Source organism: Rhizobium sp. ZK1 (genome assembly GCF_047782645.1).
Taxonomy (GTDB): Bacteria; Pseudomonadota; Alphaproteobacteria; order Rhizobiales; family Rhizobiaceae; genus Rhizobium.
Window position 1 is genome coordinate 192227 of record NZ_CP180588.1, and the last position, 15594, is coordinate 207820.

Genomic DNA, 15594 nt, shown 5'->3' on the forward strand with positions numbered 1-15594 from the left:
TTTGCACCTCCTATGGCTTTGCAGAACAATGCCTCGCAATTTGAGCGCTGTGTTGCCCCGGTGGGGGTCCACTGCCTCCGGCGGCACGAAGCCGTCGAAGGCAGTGAAGTTTCATTTGCGGTAAAAGCAGTTCATTCACCGAACGCGCTCGCGCGTTACGCAGCCTCAGAAAGAAGAGTGTCACGATTGCTGGCTTCGGTTTTGAAGTTGGCAATCAAGCTGAGCAGGCCTTCGGTATCAGTTGCCAAAGCCGCTGCAATTTCGGTCGATGCCTGCGCCATGGCAGCATTTTTCTGGGTTGCCACGTCAAGTTCATTGATCGAGCTTGCCACGCTGGAGAGTGTCGTGTCCTGTTCTTTGGCGCTACGGGCGATACTTGCTACGAATTCATCGGCTTCTTCTATCTGTCTCGATATGCGCTGGAGCGCCTGACCGGCATTGCCAACATGGCTCACACCTTCGGTGACCTGAAGCGTCGACTTGGAGATTTGATCCTTGATCTCTTTCGCAGCAGAGGCTGAACGCTGTGCCAGCTCGCGCACTTCCTGGGCAACAACTGCGAAGCCCTTACCGCTCTCACCTGCTCGAGCGGCTTCGACGCCAGCGTTTAGTGCAAGGAGGTTGGTCTGGAACGCAATCTCATCGATGACACTGATGATATTGGAGATCTCTCTCGCAGAATGTTCGATTCCAGCCATCGCGCTGATTGCTTTCACGACAATTGCTTCGCTTTGGGTAGCTTCCTGGCTGATGGCGCTAACCTTGGCTGCTGCGCTATGCGCTCCCTGCGCTGTTTCCCGGACGGTAACCGCCAGTTCATCAATCGCAGCTGAAGCCTCTTCGAGGTTCGCTGCCTGAAGCTCGCTTCGGCGTGCAAGATCGGCTGACGCGCGATAAATTTCATCCTTGCTCATCGAAATGACCTGGCCTTTCTGGTTGACGACAGCCAAGGCCAGTTCGAGTTTCTCTATCGCAGTGTTGAAGTTCAAGCGCAGGGCAGCATATTTCTCGCCTAGATCAGCGCATCTGACGGTAAGGTCGCCGCGGGATAATGCTTCCAGTGCCCCACTGATCGTGGAAACAACATGCGCTTGGACCGATCGCTCAGCCTCTTCGAGCTGCAATCGCTGCTCCCGTTCGGCTTCTAGGGCGAGTTTGTTCTCGGCATCGCGACGCTCCAACTCCAGCCGCCTTCTCACTCTGTCTTGAAGGGTCTTGATCGAAGTGGCCATCATGCCGATTTCACTTGGCTGATCAGTGTAGGGAATTTGATAGGAGATGTCCTGTGCGGCTATTGCACCGAGCGCCTTGCGGATCTCCGAAAATGGCACCGTGATGCTTCTCAGCAAAGCAACTGCAATAGCCACGCTGACAGCAAGTACTGATAGGCCAATAATCGCAGCATTCTTGTAAATCTGGTAGTTCTTGCCGTCGATATCGTCCATATAGGTACCTGTCCCCAGCACGATCTGCCATGGCGCAAAATCCCGCGCATAAGCCGTTTTCACGACTTGTTCCTCGGCAGGACGTCCCGGCTTTGGCCAGTAGTACTGCAATGATCCGCCCCCATTGCGAGCAAGCTCTATCAATGTTTTGACGACGGGGACCCCGTTTTTGTCCTTGGTGCCAATAAAGTTCGTCCCGACGTCCTTTTTGTCCGGCATCAATACGCGCACCCCATTGTAGTCGTACCCGAATATGTAGCCGGTTGGTTCAAAGCGGATCGCTTCAATTGCGTTGGCAGCCGAGGACAGGGCCGCTTCATGACTTAACGCTCCGGATTTCTCGGCTTCGTAGAAGTGATTCATGATCGAATAGGCAATATCCACTTGGCTCTTCAACGCCTCGATCCGCTCACCTGAGACATTGTCCATGGCGGTCTTGACCAGGCCGGCCGCCGTTATGGACAACGCGAATGCCAGGCCACAGATGAACAGAACCAGCTTATTCCGCATTGAAATATTACGCATCCTTCTCTCCGGGTATTGAACGGGTTTTAAGACTCTCGGGGCCTTACGATTATTGTTTGCCGCGCATTCCCTACTTGGATGCGTTGTCAACAGATCGAGCCCGACATGTTGTGGATTTGAGTCGCTAAGTATTAACAGTGTCATAGAGACGAGATCGACGTGCATGGTTCGCGGCGTTATCTGGACAATGTTCGCAATATGGACAGAGATGGCGTGGATTGAGCCAGTGAGCGTTGACCGGTCGCATTTGCATCGTCATTTCAAAGAAATGGCTGTCGCCAGGTCGTATTCTTCGTCGAGCGGAATGAGTGGCGAGCTCCCCCGCCGGCTCGAACCGGCGGAGTTTCACTTGACGCTCCCGTTCGACGACGGTCGCCCGGCCGCAAACTCCAGGATCGGCTTGTGGGGATGCTTCCTCCAGCATCTTGCCTGAATGTTTCAGCGATGATACCGCGCGTCTCAATTGTGGGACATTCTGTGAGGAAACTGGATCCCGGAGAGGCGCTTTCCGACTCGATAAGGCAATTATTTCAAAGTATTAATAAACGGTTTCGAACTGGCCTGAGGATTGCTGACCGATCTTCGACTGATTGATGGTTGGGGGTGGAAGGCTGTGCGTCGCCTACCTCCGCGACTATCTGCTTGGCGGAGGGCGATTGTGCGGCTTATTGAGATTGCTGCTACCGGATGTGGGCAGCCTGGGTTTCATGGTCGGTCCGGTCTAAATCAGGGCACACTCAAGCTGGGAGATCAGGACCACGCGATCGCAGGGCACAGATTCTTGATTGGCCGAACGGGTTCGGCCGGCGAAGACCGTGTTTCAGAAATCATAAATGCTCTGAGTAAGATGTCCGGGCTTTGTATCCTGTGCCTGCCAATAATCGACGCGGATAAAGCAGCCAGCGGCGTCGGATCCGCTATGAAGACTCAAGCCCGCGGTTTCCTTTCAAGTAGCTGGAGCGCCACCAGAGAACGCCTGCTGGTCGACGCGGGCAACCACTTGGTTTTTGCGTTCGAGGCGGCCGCATTAGGGAAAGCCTTGAGTGTGCTCCTCGGGAAGTCTGCACTTTCAGGTTCCGAATTGGATGAGGAAATCGACCTGGACTTGCCGACCGGATCACACTTGGCAGGGCTTGTCGATCTCATCTGGGATTGTATCGACGCCCCGGAAGCACATCGGCTTGGGTGCAAGGCTGTCCACTGCCTCGTCCAGTCCGTTGTTACCGCCCTCTGTTGGGCAATCGTCGCAAGTCCTCTTCGACGAAAGGGGCGATCTGCGTCGCCGGCAATGCCTTGGCACGTAAAGCGCGCTATCGGATATATGCGCGCCAATCTCGGGCACTCCATGACGGTGGCATCCATTGCGCGCGAGGCTGGGATAAGCGTCAGGGCCTTGCAGCTCGCGTTCAGGCGGTTCAAAGGAACTACACCTCTCAGCTATCTCCAAGCGATGCGGCTCGCGGCTGCACGCGAGGAGTTGCTAAACAGCACGTCCCCTCCATCGATTTCTACCGTGGCGCGGAAGGCTGGATTCACGCACATGGGACGGTTCGCTGCAGCCTATAGTGAAGCGTATGGGGAGACTCCGTCGGAGACGTTTGCTTCGTCAGGGCGCATCGTCGCGAGAGGCGATCGACAAGCTCGCGAAAATCGACTTCGGTGAACGCCGGCTCCCCAAGATGTACCGATACCGACGCTTCAAGTCAGATGGCGCGATACTCCAGCGTCCGTCGACGTTCTTTGAGGGACGCCTCCGTGAATCGGGTTTGGGCAGAGCGGCGAACGACGACAAAGCGGGTTGATCTCGCAATCCACCTACTCCCAGAGTTTATCGGCATGCTACAGCGCATTGGCAGTTGGGTAACAGCATCTCCAGCCAACGCCCACATTTTGCTCATATGCTCAATTATTAGCCGTGTATATATTTTGGGCGCAGATTGGCGTATTCTGCATGTGATTTGGCTGAAACTGCATTCATGGACCCATTGTGAGCCGGGCACCTTCGTAATGTAATGATGGCCAATACTGCAATCCAGACAGGCTTACTGACCCCACCATCTGAAGCCATTCTCCGGATCTCACGGGATCGGGCTGGTCGAGTGTTGTTTTGAACTGGAGACAAAAATGAGAAAAATCAACGCGACCATTCTCACCGGCTTTCTGGGCGCGGGCAAAACAACGCTGCTCAACCGTCTTCTGACCGAACGCCCCGATGAGCGTATCGCGGTCGTCATCAATGAGTTTGGTCAGGTCGGTATCGACGGCAAGCTTGTCATCGAAACGACGGAGGACGTCGTCGAACTGAATAACGGCTGCATTTGCTGCACGGTGCGCGACGACCTGATCGGCGCCCTTCGCAATCTTCTTGCGTCAGATCGCGCCTTCGATCGCATCGTCATCGAAACGTCGGGTCTCGCCGATCCGGCGCCCGTCATCCAATCCTTCGTTCTGGACGAGGTCTTGTCGAGCCATGTTCAACTGGACGCGATCGTCACGGTTGTCGATGCCTGTCACGACGATCAGCAGCTCGGTCAGGATGAAGCCGTCGAACAGATCAGCTTTGCCGATCTCATCCTGCTCAACAAAACCGATTTGGTGTCCTTGGATAAGTTGGCCGTGGTGGAGAGACGTATCAGGCAGCTCAATCCGCTGGCTCGGGTCGTTCACACCAAAGACTGTGCTATTCCGATGAGCTCGGTTCTCGACCTTGGTGCCTTCGACCTCAAGAACATCTTGTCGATCGATCCGGCCATCCTCGAAGATCATGAGCATGAACATGACCAGTCCATTTCCTGCGTCGCATTGCAGCGTGCAGAACCATTGGACCCAGCCGCCTTCAATAGCTGGCTGAACCGCCTCGTACAGGCGAGCGGCGCCGATATCCTACGGATGAAGGGGGTGGTGAACTTCGCCGGCGAAGCCCGCCGCTATGTATTCCACGGCGTCCATATGACGCTCGAGGGCCGTCCGGGAAAGCCATGGATGGGCGATCCCCGCCTGAGCGAGATCGTCTTTATCGGCCGCAATCTCGACGAGGCAGAGCTTGGCCGCGGTCTCGAAAGTTGTGTTCCTTGCGCCCTGGCCGTGGCCACATGAGAAGTGCCTCACCACAACAAGGAGAAGCCTCATGCCACCTCTTGTCGCTGCAATGATCAGTCTCGGTGTTCTGGGTGCACTCGACACCTATATCACGGCGACCCTGTTTCCGGTTCCGGTCTGGGTCACCTTTATTGCCTGGGCATCGTTCTTCGCTTGTGGAGGCGGCCAGGCAGGACTGATCAAATCGCTCGCCTCTAACTGGGCGGGTGTCACGATTGCCTCAATCACCCTGTTGATCGTCGAGTTTGGCCCCGCCCATCCCCTGTTCGCAGCCATCCTTGTCGGTGCTGAAACTTCGCTCGTGGTTCTCACCTCCGCAGTGCCAATCTTGAATTTCACGCCTGCTGTCGTGTTTGGCTATGCCTCCCTCGTCGGCACGTCGGCGGCAACCGACACCACCATCGTCACGTCAAGTCTGTCCCATCCAACTCTCGTGACCATGGCCGCCATGCTGATTGGAGCGATCTTTGGTTTCGTCTCGGAGCTTGGCACGCGCCTGCTCGCCGGCTCAAAGGCGATGGCGGCCTGACTCATCGTCTGCTCTAACTAGGATAAGATCATCATGAAGATCCAACATTATCTTGGCGGACTGGAAGGACTCGGTCCGGTCAACACAGAAACAAGGGTCTTCGTTGAACCCTGGGAAACGCGAATCTTCGGGATCCACACGGCGATGATGGCTCTGTCGGCTCAATTGCCGCTTCCCCAAACGCCATCGGCCTTCCATACGATCTGGACCTGGGCCGATCTGCGCAAGGGGGCCGAAAGCCTCAATCCCTTCGACTATTTCAGGTATCGCTATTACGAGAAGTGGCTGGGCGGAATTTCGGGCTACTTTATTCAGCATGGCTACATCACTGAGGAGGAGCTCGACGCTCTGACGGAGGAGTATTACGCCGACCCCTCGAAGCCCCTGCCAAGCGCAGGCGACGCTGCAATCGATGACCGTGTCGTCCAGTATCTGGTCGAAGGCGACAGTCCAGCACGCGACGTGCCGGTGGCGGCTAAGTTCTCCGTCGGCGACGTGGTCCGGATCGCGAATGTCCCGAGCGTCGAGCATACTCGTCTGCCTGGCTTCTTGCGGAATAGGACGGGAGTCGTCGAAACCGTGTATCCCGGCGCTTACACGTATCTCTGCGACACCGGCCCCGACGGTATCGGCGAAGCGATGACCGTCTACTGCGTCCGCTTCGATCCGAACGAACTGTGGCCGGGCAATGCTGAACCGAACTTCAGCCTCTATGCCGACCTTTACGCGCGCTACGTCGCCCCGGCCGATGTTCCGCTATCGGTCAAGGCCGCCTAATCAATTCATCGGGGAGAAACAAATGACTGAACGTTTCAAGTATCGCGATGACCGCGAAGCTTACAGTGCGGCGCGCGTGCGGGCTCTCGAAGCCTTGCTCATCAAGAAGGGCATTATCACCGACCGGACCGTCGATACCGTGCTCGAGTTCTTCGAGACCAAGATGGGGCCTTTCAACGGCGCAAAGATCGTCGCCCGCGCCTGGGTGGATCCAGCCTTCAAGGAACGGCTTGTCGCGGATACGCCAAAGGCGATCGCTGAACTCGACCTGCCGGACGGCATGGCCGGCGCGGAAGGCGAGCACATGCGTGCCGTCGCAAATGCTCCGGGCGTCCACAATCTGATCATCTGCACGCTTTGCTCCTGCTACCCTTGGCCGGTTCTTGGGCTGCCGCCCTACTGGTACAAGGATCCGACCTTCCGTAGCCGTGCTGCCCGCGAGCCGCGTGCGGTGCTTGCCGAATTCGGCTTGCCGATCTCGGAGGATGTTGAGGTCAAGGTATGGGACTCGAGTGCTCAGATCCGTTGGTTTGTCGTGCCTGAGCGGCCAGCAGGAACCGAAGGTTTGTCGGAGACAGAACTTGAAGCTCTCGTCACACCGGAAGCCATGATGGGCGTTGCCGTCGCCAAGGCAGCCTGAGGTCCCGATGCTGACGCAGTTCGAACACTTTGCCGTCACCGAAATGCTGGGCCAGCCGGACAGTCCGCCTCGGGCCAATGGCACTCTTTGCTTTGGGTCCGACTGGGAACGTACGTCCTTCGGGATTGCGCTCGCGCTCGCAAAGGAAGGTTATTTCGAATGGGACTATTTTCGCGATGAACTGATTGCCTCGATCAAGAGGTGGGAAGATGAACATCCCGCCGATTATTCATCGTGGAATTATTACGATCAATTTCTGACGGCGCTTGAGAGCGCCGTCGTCAAGACCAACCTTTTGACCGCCTCGGAACTGCGTGAGTTCTTCTCTCTCGGCGATCAAGTCAACCAGTAACAGCTTTCACGGAGACACCCACATGCATATCGAACCTGGTATCGTGAACGGCGCCAAGATCGTCCTGAGTTACGCCACCGCCTCCGGCGCTGCGCTCTTCACCCTGAAATATGCGCGCGCCGAGCTCCGGCGTCGAGGGCTGTCCTCACTTATGGGGCGAAGCGCCATCGCAACGGCCCTTGTCTTTTCCTTCTTCGAGATCCTTCCGCATTATCCGGTCGGCGTGTCGGAGGTGCATCTGATCCTCGGTTCGACGCTCTTCCTGCTGTTCGGCGCAGCGCCGGCGGCAATCGGCCTTGCTGCTGGATTGCTGCTCCAGGGATTGTTCTTCGCGCCGTTCGACCTGCCCCAATATGGTATGAACGTCACGACCCTGCTCGTGCCGCTCTTCGCGCTGCAGGTCATTGCAAGCAAGGTCGTCACGCCGAATACCGCTTATGTCGACTTGAAATATCGACAGGCGCTGACACTATCGACGGCCTACCAGGGCGGGATCGTTTCCTGGGTGGCGTTCTGGGCGCTTTACGGTCACGGCTTCACGTTTGAGAACCTGCTGTCCATCGGGAATTTCGGTCTTGCCTACATGGCAGTGATCCTGATCGAGCCGCTCGTCGATGTCATGGTGCTCGCTGCCGCAAAGTCCGCCAGGGACATGTCGCGCACCGGCTTTTTCGACACCCGACTGACCTCGGCCAAGTGATTTCTGAAGGTGACCATCGCCCGCGCCCGGGCGGTGGCCTTTTATTGGCAGGAATTTTGCTTCGGACTTCAGATAGACAAACCTGTTCAAGGGTACGCCAATGCGGATCGTTATTCTCGCGCCACCGGGCGTCCAATCCTTGGATGTTGTGGGTCCTGCAGAGGTCTTCTGGGAGGCCGCGCGGCGCTGCGGCGACATGAGCAGATACGACATCCAGATTATGTCCACCGGCCAACCTTCGATCGGAGGCACCGGCCAGTTGCGGTTCCTTGCAGATCGTACGATCTTTGACAGCGATGAACCAATCCATACCTTGCTGGTCGCAGGCGACCCGTCGTTTCAGGCAATCGATCCGAAGGTTATTTCCTGGCTGCGCCGACGCGTGCCCACCGTCAGGCGATATGGATCAATCTGTACCGGTGTCTTCCTGCTTGCTGCGGCAGGACTGCTTGAAGGAAAGCGGGTCACGACCCACTGGGAATGCACGCCACGCTTCCGCAAGGAATACCCCCACATCGAGCTTGAACCGGACGCCATCTATATCCGTGACGGCAAACTCATCACCGCCGCCGGGGTCACCGCCGGCATCGACCTTGCTCTCGCGCTTGTGGAGGAGGATCTTGGGCGCGAGGTCGCACTGGCCGTGGCCAGATACATGGTTATGTTCGTGAAGAGGCCCGGCGGTCTATCGCAGTTCAGCACGCACCTTGTCGGCCAGATGTCCGAAACGAGCTTCATTCAGAAGGCGCAAGACTTCATACTGGCCAATCTTGAGAGGGAGTTGCATGTCGATGCAATCGCCAGGAATGTCGGAATGAGCACACGCAACTTTGGCCGCGTATTCAGACATGAGCTCGGAATGACCCCGCTCGACTTCATCATCGCTGCGCGGACCGATGCTGCACGCCGGCTCCTGGAGGATACCGAGCGCCCACTTCAGGCAATCGCCAAGGCATGCGGTTTCGGAGATGTCGCAGCCATGCGGCGGGCCTTCGCCAAGACTATCGGCGTCACTCCGAACGAATACCGCGCCCCGATTCCAGATTCTGCGCGACCACAGGTCTGCCTTCCGGACATCCGACAATGCTCTTGCGGCGCAGCTTCTTGGCGCCGACAACCTATCGAAAGCTGCTATCGTGAGCTGAACTGCGTGGAACGATCACGTCGTCAACCGCGGCAAGAAGCCTGAGCTTACAAAACCATCAAGACTTGGCGAGAATCCGTGCGACATCCAACAGGAGGTTGGCACCCGCGATCAGATCAATGTCATGAGTAAGTTCGGCTGGGTTGTGACTGATACCGGCAACGCTTGGTACGAAGATCATGGCGGTTGGGGCAATCGTCGCCATCATCTGCGCGTCGTGTCCAGCCCCCGACGTCATCCGCCGATAGGATAACCCGCGCTTTTTCGCCGCGTCCTCTATGACGGCGACGATCTCTTGGTCGAACACAACGGGCGTCGAGCGCGCCAGTCGCTCGGTGCTGATCGACAGTCCCTCGTCGGCGGCCAGCCGCCCCAGGAACTCCGACAGCGCTCGTTCTTCTTCCAGCAGCCGATCTTCGACCGGGTGGCGAAGATCGATTGTCAGGGTCGCCCGGGACGGGATCACGTTGATCGCATTGGGCTCGAATTCAATACATCCCACAGTCGCGACCATCGGCGAAGTGGAGGCCAGAGCCCGCTCTCTCAAATAGGTGACGACGCGCGCAGCGCCGTATCCCGCGTCGCTGCGCATGGTGATCGGCGTGGTGCCGGCATGATTGGCGGTACCGTTGATTGTAACCTTCTGCCAAGAGATGCCTTGCAGGTTTTCGACCGCACCGATGTCGATACCCTCACGTTCAAGGACTGGCCCCTGTTCGACATGGAGTTCCACATAAGCAACAGGTTTGAGAAACCCCGGCTCCTTTGGTCCGGCGAAACCGATCCGGCCGAGTTCATCGCCGAGAAGGGCCCCGTCGGTTCCGACCGTAGCCAAGGCTGTGTCCGTGTCCATCCCACCAGAGTAGACGACGGAGCCCATCATGTCGGGTGCGAAGCGAACGCCTTCCTCATTGGTGAACGCGGCGACCACGACCGGACGAGACGGAACGAAGCCTTCGTCCTGCATGGCTTCGATCACTTCCAGCGCCGCAAGGACACCGTAGCATCCGTCATAGATGCCGGCGTTGATGACTGTGTCGATATGGGAGCCCATCATGAATGGCAGTTTGCCTTCGCAACCCGGAGGCTCCCAGATGCCGAAGATGTTGCCGATGCGATCCACCGCCACATCCAGGCCCGCCGTCCGCAGCCAGGAGACGAAGAGGTCTCGTCCAAGCTTGTCGGCGTCGCTGGCGGCGAGGCGCGCCAGGCGCCCGTCACCATCTCGTCCAAGACTTCCGAGTTCCTGGATCCGGCCGATCAACCGCGCGCCGTCTATCGAAATGTCGGTCATGTTCATTCCTCCGAGCAAGTCGGTCATTTTTAAGCGGTGGCTAATCAGGGGGTTGCCGTGGGTCAAATCCGGACAAACTCTGCGATACGGCCATCTTGCTTTCTGCGTTCCTCCAGCAGTGACGGGGAGCCGTCGAACACGACTTTGCCTTTTTCCATGAAGATCACCCGGTCGGAGACTTCCATCGCGAACTTCATTTCGTGGGTGACGATCACCATGGTCCGGCCGGACTTGGCGAGAGCAGCCATGATGCGGAGCACTTCGCCAACGGTCTCGGGGTCGAGTGCCGAAGTCGGCTCGTCGAAAAGCAGAATGGAGGGATGCATGGCCAGCGCCCGGGCGATAGCAACGCGTTGCTGCTGTCCGCCGGAGAGCTGGTGCGGGTACTTGTTCTCGTGGACCAGCATGCCAACTTGGGCGAGAAGCGACCGTGCGTCTTTCCGAATGTCCGAAAGGCTGCCGCGATGATGGTAGACCGGGCCCATCATGACGTTTTCAAGAGCCGTCTTGTGGGGAAAACAAGTTGAAGTTCTGGAACACCATTCCGATCCTTAGTGCATCAGCGCTGTCATGCCGGATGGTCTTCGCGAGCTTCTCCCGGGTCCCGGCAAGAAACGGCTTTTCCTCGAGATAGACGACCCCGTGTTCCAGTGTCTCAAGACCGTTGAGGGAGCGGATGAGCGTTGTTCTTGCCGGAGCCGGACGGCCCGATGATCGAGACGACTTCGCCCGGCTTGACCGACAGGTCTAGGTCCTTGAATACCTGGTGAATACCGTAGGACTTCCCGCCCTTTTCGAGGCGGATGGCGGGTTCGGCGGCCGAGGTGCGGACGTCGTCCACGATCTGCTTGACGACAGCGCCGCTAGGCTCGGCCTCTTCGGTGGTCAGCTCGGCAAGACGCCGCGAGAAGTCGAGGCGGCGCTCAAACGCCTTGAGCGCAAGACGGTGACGATCAGGACGTAGTAGCAGGCGACCGCCACCATGGTTTCGATGACCTTGAAGTTTCGGGTATAGTAGCGCTGCCCGACAAGCAGGATTTCGGCAAGCGAGATCACCGACACGAGAGACGTCAGCTTTACGATGGAGACGAATTCGTTCCCGAGCGAGGGCAGGGCAATGCGCAGCGCCTGCGGGATCACGATGTGCCGCTGGACGCCCGTGCGCGAAAGCCCAAGGACCTTTCCCGCCTCATATTGGCCCTTGCCGACCGCGACAAGCGCTCCGCGGTGGATTTCCGCGATGTAGGCTGTCTCGCTCAACACCATCGCCAGAAGGCCTGCGACGAATGGAATGGACAGAAGACCTGAGGTCGACGGGAACGCCTGCGGAAGATTGTAGACGAAGATCAGCAGGACCAGGAGCGGAAGGCTTCTGAAGAACCAGACGTACAGTCTGGCAGCCCGACGAACCACCATCAGGCTGGAGCGGTCCGCGAGCGCGACGAAGAACCCGATCGTGTAAGACCAATCGAAAGCCATTGTCTTTTTCCCAGTGAAGTTGACCGGGCCGCCGGTAGCGGCCCGGGAGGATGGATCAATTGCTTTCGACGAGAGCCGCGGCGACCTCGGCGTCGGTCGGCAGAGCGAGGTTGTACTTGGCGAGAATAGCCTTGTATTCATCGCTGTTCTTGAGAGGCTCGAAGGCCTCCTTCAGGCGGTTAAAGAGCTCGTCGTTACCCTTCTTCACCGCCAGACCCATGACGACGGGGAACAGGATTTCCGTGGACGTGATCTTGAGACGGTCGCCCGAAGCCACGACGGCAGCCTTGGAGACGCCGGCATCGTCGAACACCACATCCGCACCGCGCGACAGCAGCGCCTGTGCCGCCTCGGCCGACGTGGCGAATTCCTTGACGTCGATCGGGTTGGATCCGCATTTGGCCTGAGAGACCTTCTGGAGTTCCGGCACCCAGGCCGCGCCCTTGAGATTGGCGACGCGCTTGCCGCAAAGGTCTTCAGGCTTCCTGGGCTCGAAGGTGTCATCGGAGGGGACCGTCAGCGAGCCGCCCGTCCTTTGCATAGGCGATATAGTCCACGACCTGCGCACGGGCGGGCGTGACATAGAGCGCGGAGGCGATCATATCGAAGCGGTTCGCCTGAAGCTGGAATCAGGCTGGCGAACCTGGTGTTCATGAACTGCACTTTAACGCCGAGCTTTGGAGCGAGCACGGCCATGACATCGGCATCAAAGCCCTTTGTCACACCGTCCTCGAGATAGTCATAGGGCGGATAGACCTGGTCGGAGCCAACCGAGATTATACCTGGCGTGATCGTCTTGAGATCTTGGGCGACGGCGGCGGACGCTGTGCCGAGAGTCGTCATCGCGGCGAGCAGGATAGCGGTCTTCATTGCGATTTTTTTCATTTTCATTCCCCTTTTTGATTGCCCGGACGGACCATCCGCCCGAGTGACGATTTCTGTCTCCGTCAACCTTGGGTCACCGGATGATCGGCATCTCTCTGGGGGCGCGTTTCGTCAAAAGCCGCGGTCCGTCCCTGGTGATGGCGATGTTTTCTTCGTGGACAATCATCTTGCCGAGGGCGTATTCCATCCCCGGCTCGATCGTCAGCACCATGTTCTCGACAATGACGGTCCCGTCGCCGAGCCTGTGCGATGGCGGTTCCGTCAACTGCATGCCGAGGCCATGTCCCAGTCGGCCAACATTGTTGCCGATGGCTCCGGCCTCCTCGATGATCTCGGCCATTGCGCGGAACACGTCATCGGTCTTCGCGCCGGGAACCGCGGCCTTGATCCCCGCCTCAGTGGCAAGCCAAAGGGCATCGTGGACCCGCTTGGCATCGTCGGAGATGTTGCCGATGGCGTAGTTGCGGTCGAAGTCGCAGAAGTAGCCGTCAAAGGTCGATCCGGTGTCGATGAAGAGCACGTCGCCTTCCTGCACCAAACGATCATGTGGACCGCAGACGATCTGCGGGACGCCGCCGGGTCCGGAAATTGCCGGCATGAACGGCGTGGAGTCCGCGACGCGACGCGCGATGTCGATCCTGAGCTTTCTCACGATCTCGCGTTCGCTTTCGCCGACGGCGATGCTGGCGGGGAGGGCCTCGTAGGCATCGCTTGCGATCTGGCAGATATAGTGGATGTGGTCGATCTCGGCCGGGGTCTTCACCATCCGGATTTCCCAGATGCACGGCGAGCCGTCGGCGATCTCAAGGGCGAGTACGTCGCGCAGCTTGAGGAAGTCGGAGACGGGCAACGTCCGCGACATGGCGGAATACAACGAGCTTACGAGGACCCTTTTCTTCGAAGGTGGAAATGTCAGAAGTTTCCGCACCTGTGTGTCGATGGAGAACGTGAAGACGTATGGGCCAATTCCTGTTTGAACCTGTATACCCGGACTGGTGAGTATTCTTCGAGGGAACAGTCAAGCACTCGAGTGACCACGAGCGCTGAGGACCTGCTGTCACGGATCGGTACCGACACCATTCGAGCCGTGGAATTCGCTGGACAGCCTTGCGCGAACCTCAGCGGTAAGCCACCCCGCGGCCGGCCCCGGCGGGTTGGCGACATTGTGGATGGCGTAGATCGGATACTCGCCCTGGTCGAAAGTGGGAAACCAAAGCTGGACAAGGCGGCCATTGATGATGTCATCCTTAACCAGGGATGCCGGGAGCCCGCCCCAGCCCAATCCGCCGCGGATAAACTGATGCTTCGTTGCGTTGTCGCTGACCCGCCAAGTCTTGAGTGAGAAGACGTTGAAGTCGCGTCCCTTTGTCAGCCCAGAGGCGTCGTATACCACGAGCTGCGTCTCGTCCCTGACGTCGGCGAGGCTGATAGTCCGACCCAGCATTCCAAGGGGATGGTCCGGAGCTGCGACGGGTATCATCGCCGAATGGCCGATCCGTTCGGAAACGATCTGATGATTTCCCGTCGCCATGGAACCGCCGAAGCCGACGGTCGCCCTACCGGTAATGACCGCATCCATCACGATCCCGAGCGTGCCGACGGTGACATTCACAGACACGGTCGGGTACAGGTTTCGGAAGGCGCGCAGCACAGCGACAACGATGTCTGAGGGCACGGCGCTGCTGATGGCGATGGGCAGCTCTCCCTCAAGGCCCTCGTTTAGCGCCTTCACCCGCGCCCGCATCAAATCGAGATCGCCAAGCAACCGGCGCGCGTCCTCGAGAACGGACCTGCCAGCCTCCGTAAGTTGCGGCCGCTTCGTCCCGGAACGGCCGAAGAGCGCCACTCCTAGCTGCGCCTCGAGATTGGCGATCGTATAGCTAATGACCGATTGGGTGCGATTGAGCGCGCGGGACGCCGCCGAGAAACTGCCTTTCTCCACTACGGCAAGGAATACCTGAAATTGATCCAAGGTTGGGTGGGGCTGCATATCTCATCGACCCTATCGATATGTTGGTTCGAATTTATGCCGATTTTCCCGATGACCAGCAAGCTTTATGTCATGGCTAATTCACCTGCCGCATTCTTTCGAAGGGAACTGCACATGTCATCCATCCTGCTTCTCACCGCCAGTCCGCGCCCCGGCTCCTTCTCGACCCAGATCGCCATCGAGCTTGCCGAGCGGCTTCAAGCAGTCAATCCTGCCGGCGCCCTTGTTCACCGTGACCTCGCCGCCAACCCGTTGCCGCATATGGATGGTGGGTTCACGACCGGAATCCACAAACCTGCCAAAGACCTGACCGCTGCTGAAGCGGCTGCACTCTGCCTGTCGGATGAACTGGTGGCAGAGATTCTGGCGGCAGATACGCTGGTGATTGGGACCGCCTTCATCAACTTCAACATCACCTCGAATCTGAAATCCTGGATCGACTATATCGGCCGAGCAGGCAAGACCTTCCAATATACGGCTAGCGGTCCCGAGGGACTGGCCAAGGGAAAGAAGGCTTACATCGTCTTAGCCTCGGGCGGGATCTACTCCGAAGGCCCGGCGGCAGCGCTTGATCATGCCACGCCCTACCTGAAGTCAGTGCTCGCCTTCATCGGTATCACCGATGTCGAGGTGATCCGTGTCGAAGGTGTGAACCGAGGCGCCGATGGCGCCGCAAATGCCGTGACCGCCGCGCGGGCGCGGATCGCTCGTATCGCCGCCTGAAGCCGCCTTACT

The 15594-nt window shown here is 58.3% G+C and carries 15 protein-coding genes and 2 pseudogenes; 10 read left to right on the plus strand and 7 right to left on the minus strand.

The window, feature by feature from the left end; genetic code table 11:
* Positions 1-155 precede the first annotated feature (155 nt).
* Positions 156-1970: a methyl-accepting chemotaxis protein gene (locus tag ACK9YZ_RS33985; RefSeq protein WP_416068758.1), complete on the minus strand. Its 1815-nt coding sequence runs from the start codon at positions 1968-1970 to the stop codon at positions 156-158.
* Positions 1971-3315: 1345 nt separating this feature from the next.
* Between ACK9YZ_RS33985 and ACK9YZ_RS33990 the strand changes: the two genes are divergently transcribed.
* The 8 genes from ACK9YZ_RS33990 to ACK9YZ_RS34025 all read left to right on the plus strand — a co-directional run bounded on the left by ACK9YZ_RS33990 (position 3316) and on the right by ACK9YZ_RS34025 (position 9256).
* Positions 3316-3633: a helix-turn-helix transcriptional regulator gene (locus ACK9YZ_RS33990; RefSeq protein WP_416068777.1), complete on the plus strand. Its 318-nt coding sequence runs from the start codon at positions 3316-3318 to the stop codon at positions 3631-3633.
* 461 nt (positions 3634-4094) lie between these two features.
* Entirely contained in the window at positions 4095-5066 is a 972-nt protein-coding gene (locus ACK9YZ_RS33995) for a CobW family GTP-binding protein (RefSeq protein WP_416068759.1), read from the plus strand.
* 31 nt (positions 5067-5097) lie between these two features.
* Positions 5098-5598: a DUF1097 domain-containing protein gene (locus ACK9YZ_RS34000; RefSeq protein ID WP_416068760.1), complete on the plus strand. Its 501-nt coding sequence runs from the start codon at positions 5098-5100 to the stop codon at positions 5596-5598.
* A gap of 33 nt (positions 5599-5631) precedes the next feature.
* On the plus strand, positions 5632-6375 hold the full coding sequence (nthB, locus tag ACK9YZ_RS34005; RefSeq protein ID WP_416068761.1) for a nitrile hydratase subunit beta: 744 nt from the start codon (positions 5632-5634) through the stop codon (positions 6373-6375).
* Positions 6376-6397: 22 nt separating this feature from the next.
* Complete coding sequence (nthA, locus tag ACK9YZ_RS34010) at positions 6398-7015, plus strand: nitrile hydratase subunit alpha (protein ID WP_416068762.1); 618 nt, start codon at positions 6398-6400, stop codon at positions 7013-7015.
* 7 nt (positions 7016-7022) lie between these two features.
* Entirely contained in the window at positions 7023-7367 is a 345-nt protein-coding gene (locus ACK9YZ_RS34015) for a nitrile hydratase accessory protein (RefSeq protein ID WP_069457464.1), read from the plus strand.
* Positions 7368-7389: 22 nt separating this feature from the next.
* Positions 7390-8067 (plus strand): energy-coupling factor ABC transporter permease, encoded by a 678-nt coding sequence (locus ACK9YZ_RS34020; RefSeq protein ID WP_416068763.1) that lies wholly within the window; start codon positions 7390-7392, stop codon positions 8065-8067.
* 100 nt (positions 8068-8167) lie between these two features.
* Positions 8168-9256, plus strand: coding sequence for a GlxA family transcriptional regulator (locus tag ACK9YZ_RS34025; RefSeq protein ID WP_416068764.1), 1089 nt, complete (start codon positions 8168-8170; stop codon positions 9254-9256).
* A gap of 13 nt (positions 9257-9269) precedes the next feature.
* Here ACK9YZ_RS34025 and ACK9YZ_RS34030 read toward each other — a convergent pair whose 3' ends face one another.
* The 5 genes and pseudogenes from ACK9YZ_RS34030 to ACK9YZ_RS34050 all read right to left on the minus strand — a co-directional run bounded on the left by ACK9YZ_RS34030 (position 9270) and on the right by ACK9YZ_RS34050 (position 13731).
* Positions 9270-10505: a Zn-dependent hydrolase gene (locus tag ACK9YZ_RS34030; RefSeq protein WP_416068498.1), complete on the minus strand. Its 1236-nt coding sequence runs from the start codon at positions 10503-10505 to the stop codon at positions 9270-9272.
* A gap of 62 nt (positions 10506-10567) precedes the next feature.
* A pseudogene (locus ACK9YZ_RS34035) lies at positions 10568-11984 on the minus strand (amino acid ABC transporter permease/ATP-binding protein).
* A 55-nt stretch (positions 11985-12039) separates the two neighbouring features.
* On the minus strand, positions 12040-12525 hold the full coding sequence (locus ACK9YZ_RS34040; protein WP_416068499.1) for a hypothetical protein: 486 nt from the start codon (positions 12523-12525) through the stop codon (positions 12040-12042).
* Positions 12501-12869 carry a transporter substrate-binding domain-containing protein gene (locus tag ACK9YZ_RS34045; protein WP_416068500.1) on the minus strand — a complete coding sequence of 123 codons (369 nt, stop codon included), beginning with the start codon at positions 12867-12869 and terminating at the stop codon, positions 12501-12503. Before ACK9YZ_RS34045 ends, ACK9YZ_RS34040 begins: the two co-directional genes overlap by 25 nt.
* Before the next feature lie 73 nt (positions 12870-12942).
* Positions 12943-13731 carry a M24 family metallopeptidase gene (locus ACK9YZ_RS34050; RefSeq protein ID WP_416068501.1) on the minus strand — a complete coding sequence of 263 codons (789 nt, stop codon included), beginning with the start codon at positions 13729-13731 and terminating at the stop codon, positions 12943-12945.
* Between ACK9YZ_RS34050 and ACK9YZ_RS34055 the strand changes: the two are divergent.
* Positions 13718-13846, plus strand: a pseudogene (locus ACK9YZ_RS34055) (Lrp/AsnC family transcriptional regulator); the annotation flags it as partial. The gene ACK9YZ_RS34050 and the pseudogene ACK9YZ_RS34055 sit on opposite strands and share 14 nt — an antisense overlap.
* A gap of 80 nt (positions 13847-13926) precedes the next feature.
* Here ACK9YZ_RS34055 and ACK9YZ_RS34060 read toward each other — a convergent pair.
* Entirely contained in the window at positions 13927-14859 is a 933-nt protein-coding gene (locus ACK9YZ_RS34060) for a LysR family transcriptional regulator (RefSeq protein ID WP_416068502.1), read from the minus strand.
* A gap of 114 nt (positions 14860-14973) precedes the next feature.
* Here ACK9YZ_RS34060 and ACK9YZ_RS34065 point away from each other — a divergent pair, with 114 nt between their 5' ends.
* Positions 14974-15582 carry an FMN-dependent NADH-azoreductase gene (locus ACK9YZ_RS34065; protein ID WP_416068503.1) on the plus strand — a complete coding sequence of 203 codons (609 nt, stop codon included), beginning with the start codon at positions 14974-14976 and terminating at the stop codon, positions 15580-15582.
* Positions 15583-15594 lie beyond the last annotated feature (12 nt).

Coding starts and splice junctions, on each gene's coding strand:
- ACK9YZ_RS34050 (WP_416068501.1), bottom strand. CDS start 13,731: ATGTCGCGGACGTTGCCCGTCTCCGACTTCCTCAAGCTGCGCGACGTA.
- ACK9YZ_RS34040 (WP_416068499.1), bottom strand. CDS start 12,525: ATGCAAAGGACGGGCGGCTCGCTGACGGTCCCCTCCGATGACACCTTC.
- ACK9YZ_RS33995 (WP_416068759.1), top strand. CDS start 4,095: ATGAGAAAAATCAACGCGACCATTCTCACCGGCTTTCTGGGCGCGGGC.
- nthB (WP_416068761.1), top strand. CDS start 5,632: ATGAAGATCCAACATTATCTTGGCGGACTGGAAGGACTCGGTCCGGTC.
- ACK9YZ_RS34060 (WP_416068502.1), bottom strand. CDS start 14,859: ATGCAGCCCCACCCAACCTTGGATCAATTTCAGGTATTCCTTGCCGTA.
- ACK9YZ_RS34020 (WP_416068763.1), top strand. CDS start 7,390: ATGCATATCGAACCTGGTATCGTGAACGGCGCCAAGATCGTCCTGAGT.
- ACK9YZ_RS34065 (WP_416068503.1), top strand. CDS start 14,974: ATGTCATCCATCCTGCTTCTCACCGCCAGTCCGCGCCCCGGCTCCTTC.
- ACK9YZ_RS34015 (WP_069457464.1), top strand. CDS start 7,023: ATGCTGACGCAGTTCGAACACTTTGCCGTCACCGAAATGCTGGGCCAG.
- nthA (WP_416068762.1), top strand. CDS start 6,398: ATGACTGAACGTTTCAAGTATCGCGATGACCGCGAAGCTTACAGTGCG.
- ACK9YZ_RS34030 (WP_416068498.1), bottom strand. CDS start 10,505: ATGACCGACATTTCGATAGACGGCGCGCGGTTGATCGGCCGGATCCAG.
- ACK9YZ_RS34045 (WP_416068500.1), bottom strand. CDS start 12,869: ATGAAAAAAATCGCAATGAAGACCGCTATCCTGCTCGCCGCGATGACG.
- ACK9YZ_RS34000 (WP_416068760.1), top strand. CDS start 5,098: ATGCCACCTCTTGTCGCTGCAATGATCAGTCTCGGTGTTCTGGGTGCA.
- ACK9YZ_RS33990 (WP_416068777.1), top strand. CDS start 3,316: ATGACGGTGGCATCCATTGCGCGCGAGGCTGGGATAAGCGTCAGGGCC.
- ACK9YZ_RS34025 (WP_416068764.1), top strand. CDS start 8,168: ATGCGGATCGTTATTCTCGCGCCACCGGGCGTCCAATCCTTGGATGTT.
- ACK9YZ_RS33985 (WP_416068758.1), bottom strand. CDS start 1,970: ATGCGTAATATTTCAATGCGGAATAAGCTGGTTCTGTTCATCTGTGGC.